We start from the raw sequence: 3733 nt of genomic DNA, 5'->3' as shown, positions 1-3733 counted from the left end.
AACATTATGTATGTTTTTGAATTGAATTATTGGTCTGGTAGTTCAGTTGGTTAGAATATCGGCCTGTCACGCCGAGGGTCGCGGGTTCGAGTCCCGTCCAGACCGCGAAAAGCCGGTTAACTTTTATTAGTTGACCGGCTTTTTGGTGCTTAGCGTTTTTTTTATTTTTGGTTCCCAAAGAAACTAAAGTGCACTTTGCCGTACTTTCTTAGTTGTTGAAAGGCGGGATGGGTTGAATAGTCGTTTTGCGGACCGTGCTCTAATATAAAGAGGCCTTCAGGTGCCATTAATCCGCTTTCTAAAACCGCTGGTAATACTTTATCAAAGTGGGGCAGGTCAAAGGGAGGATCGGCAAAAATAAGCCTGACAGGACTCATGCCCCCCTTGCTAAGAAAAGTAAACACATCTGCTTTGACAGGTTGAATGACGGAGGTTAAATCAAGTTCAACAATGCATTTCTTGATGAAACTGTAATGGTGGTAATTTTTTTCTACACAGGTCACCTGTGGAACCCCTCTGGAAGCAAATTCTAAGCTAATGGCACCTGTTCCGCCAAATAAATCCAATACCGACAATTCTTCGAAGTCGTAATGATTGGCCAATATGTTGAACAATGATTCACGAGCTGTATCGGTGGTTGGTCTGGCCCTGAAATTTTTTGGCGGTGAAAACCGACGTCCGCTTAATTCTCCACCTACTATACGCATACCGGTAAACTTAACAGGTTATAAAAGGATTGATTATTAATTTCTCTGAACTGATGACTGTATTGAAAATGATGGGGCATGCTGGTATGCTTAACTTTTCGCACATATTTGCTGATATGCACCGATAGTTGTGAAAACTGGGGGTGGGTGCCACTCAAAATTATTTCCGTATCCGCCGGGTTGAGTTTTAATTGTTCGTATGTGAAGAGCGTGAAATAAATGAAGTCATTTTCACTCTTTATGGGAAAAGAATTGCAGAGCTTTAGGTTGTTGTTGCCAAAGGCCAATAAATCAAAATATTCCCCTGCCAGATTAATAAAAAGGGTGGTTTGTTGTGCATTGCTCATATTGGTGGTCAGGTTTCCTTCAATAATGGGCGTATGTTGGTGAAAAAACAAAGGATTAGGAAATTGTTTTTTCAATAGCTGCTCAAGGTTTTCATCTACAGGGAAAACATTATACGCATCAGCCATTTTAATTTTGTTGGTTTTAACAGCGTGTTTTTCGGGTACAATATGCGTAAATGAGAGCCATTTGGCTGCATCCTCGCCATCAAATAGTGGGGTGGGGACAAGAGTGGCCACCCTGCCAGGTAATAAAACCAGGGTTTTCTTGTACGGTAAACTGAGTTTTTCTATTTGATTAAAGCAGTCTTCCACCTGCTGGTAAAATGGCTTTTGACGGGAAAAACCGATGTGCTGGATCTGTATGTATTTGTTCCTGACCGGGTCCAGTGTACAAAAAGAAAATCCATCCAGAGTAATCTGGATGGATATAAAGTAAGATGAACTGATACTGGGATCAAATGTTTCGTCAACGATCGAAAAAGGTTTCATTGTGTTTTTCAGACTATTCCCAGTTACCTGCATTGTTGTTAGCTTCTGTCAATGAACCGACCTTAAGTCCCGGATATTTTTCCAGTTGTCTTTGACGGTCATTAATATTAATGATCTCCTGTTCGTCCAATCCGTTGAGATAGGTGTTGTTGTGTACTTTTGCTTCAAAAACCGGTACTTCAACCTCTGATGCCGTTCTGATGATACCAATACCCATTTCAAACTCTTTTTTGTCTGTAAAGGGAACATACCTTAATGAGTCAGTGATCCAGGGTTTACGACTGAACAAGGAATCCTTGACACTGATGCGGCTGGTATCCCGGGTAATAATGCCCATTTTTAATGCGGTTGCTTCGGTCATGCCTGCTTCAAGCATGCTGTCTGTCAAAGCTCCTTCCATTCTAACCATTGGCAATGAGTCCTTGGCAACAAAAGCACTCAAAGTATCAAAATTGGCTGTGTAAATACCATTGACGGATTTGTAGGCAACCTGAGCGCTTCGAATTTCTTTCAATCTTTCAATAACCTTGTCTCTTCTAGTCTCATAGTCTTTTTGAAACTTAACCGGCTTATTAATGCTGTTCACTAAAAAATAGGCCAGGACAATAATTGCAATGGTCAATAGAATTTGGAATGCTGTTTTCATTATCTTTATGATTTTGTTTTTGAAACTTTGTACAAATTTATAAAAAAAAAACCAATCATCTTTTCTTTGAGGAATTATTTACCAAAAAAATGCTGAAAGAACACATTTTTAACACATTTAAATCACATTTTACATTTGAGCCTACCGTTTCGCAGCTCAAGGCCATGGAGGGAATATCCCACTTTCTGGGAGCTGTTTCGGATAAACCCATGTTTTTACTGCAAGGCTATGCCGGTACCGGCAAAACAACCCTCATGCGGGCCTTGGTTCAGTCGCTCAATGACTTTAAAATAAAGGCTGTTTTGCTGGCCCCTACAGGAAGGGCCGCCAAGGTGCTCAGCAACCATGTTGAAATGCCGGCATTTACCATTCATAAAAAGATATACCGGCAGCAAGGCTCTAAGGATGGTTTTGGTGGCTTTAATTTGAATGATAACCTTCATAAAAATACGGTTTTTATTGTGGATGAAGCCTCCATGATTGCCAACAATAGTTATGGCGGCAGTGTTTTTGGTTCAGGTCGCTTACTGGATGATTTAATTCAATTTGTTTATAGTGGAGAAAGCTGTCGCTTATTATTAATAGGGGACACTGCCCAGCTTCCGCCGGTAGGAATTTCTATGAGTCCGGCATTGGAACGAACAGGTCTGGAGGCCTATGGACTTCAGGTTTGGGAGAGTTCTCTGACCGATGTGCTGCGCCAACAGGAGGGGGGTGGTATATTACACAATGCTACCGCGTTGCGCCGTTTGCTGGATGAAAATGAGGAAATTAAAGTATATCCCAAAATTGAAACCAGAGATTTTAAGGATGTTTTGCGTATTACGGGGACTGAATTGATGGATGAATTGAATTATTGCTATGACCATTACGGACTGGAAGAGACCTTGGTTGTTTGTCGCACCAATAAAAGAGCCAATTTATACAATCAGGGTATTCGCAATACCATATTATACCGTGAGGAAGAATTGGCAACAGGTGATTATTTGCTGGTGATGAAGAACAATTATTTTTGGATCAGGCAGCACAGTGAAATTAGTTTTATTGCCAATGGTGATATTGCCCGGGTTTTGAGAATTCAAAAGAACCAGGATCTGTATGGCTACCGTTTTGCCGATATCACCTGTGAATTGGTTGATTACAAAAATGTTGAGGTGGATGCCCGCATCATACTGGACAGCCTGCAAAGTGAAGGCGCTGGCTTTTCAAGGGAACAACAAGAGACTTTTTTCTCTTTGGTTATGGAGGATTATCAGGATATCCGGCCCACCAGGAAGCAATATGAAATGGTCCGGAACAATGAATTTTACAATGCGCTTCAAATAAAATTTGCCTATGCCATGACTGCTCATAAGGCGCAGGGAGGCCAATGGAAGGCCGTTTTTGTTGATTTGGGATATTTTACAGAGGACTTCCTGTCTCGTGATTTAATACGTTGGCTGTACACGGCAGTTACCCGTGCCACTGAACGCCTTTATCTGGTAAATTTCCCCAAAGAGTTTTTGTCGGATGAGTGAGACTTAAGACAGGTCCTGATTGCCCCC

The 3733-nt window shown here is 41.4% G+C and carries 4 protein-coding genes and 1 tRNA gene; 2 read left to right on the top strand and 3 right to left on the bottom strand.

Annotated features, from left to right (window positions below; translation table 11 throughout):
• The first annotated feature begins 31 nt into the window (after positions 1–31).
• Positions 32–105, top strand: a tRNA-Asp gene (locus JCM15548_RS20045).
• Between the two features lie 56 nt (positions 106–161).
• Here the strand turns inward: JCM15548_RS20045 and JCM15548_RS20040 are convergent.
• The 3 genes from JCM15548_RS20040 to JCM15548_RS20030 are packed head-to-tail and all read right to left on the bottom strand — an operon-like array spanning position 162 to position 2189.
• On the bottom strand, positions 162–707 hold the full coding sequence (locus JCM15548_RS20040) for an RsmD family RNA methyltransferase (protein WP_062128954.1): 546 nt from the start codon (positions 705–707) through the stop codon (positions 162–164).
• Positions 698–1543, bottom strand: a complete 846-nt coding sequence (locus JCM15548_RS20035; protein WP_062128952.1) for a DUF3822 family protein — start codon at positions 1541–1543, stop codon at positions 698–700. The genes JCM15548_RS20040 and JCM15548_RS20035 overlap by 10 nt, the downstream gene beginning before the upstream one ends.
• Before the next feature lie 13 nt (positions 1544–1556).
• Positions 1557–2189: a hypothetical protein gene (locus JCM15548_RS20030; protein WP_062128950.1), complete on the bottom strand. Its 633-nt coding sequence runs from the start codon at positions 2187–2189 to the stop codon at positions 1557–1559.
• Between the two features lie 89 nt (positions 2190–2278).
• On the opposite strand from JCM15548_RS20030, the gene JCM15548_RS20025 reads away from it, so the two are divergent.
• Entirely contained in the window at positions 2279–3706 is a 1428-nt protein-coding gene (locus tag JCM15548_RS20025) for an ATP-dependent DNA helicase (RefSeq protein ID WP_062128948.1), read from the top strand.
• The last annotated feature ends 27 nt before the right edge of the window (positions 3707–3733 follow it).

It is taken from the genome of Geofilum rubicundum JCM 15548 (assembly GCF_000974365.1).
Taxonomy (GTDB): Bacteria; Bacteroidota; Bacteroidia; order Bacteroidales; family Marinilabiliaceae; genus Geofilum; species Geofilum rubicundum.
The sequence above is the reverse complement of the archived record's forward strand: the minus strand, read 5'-3'. Positions and strand labels throughout refer to the sequence as shown.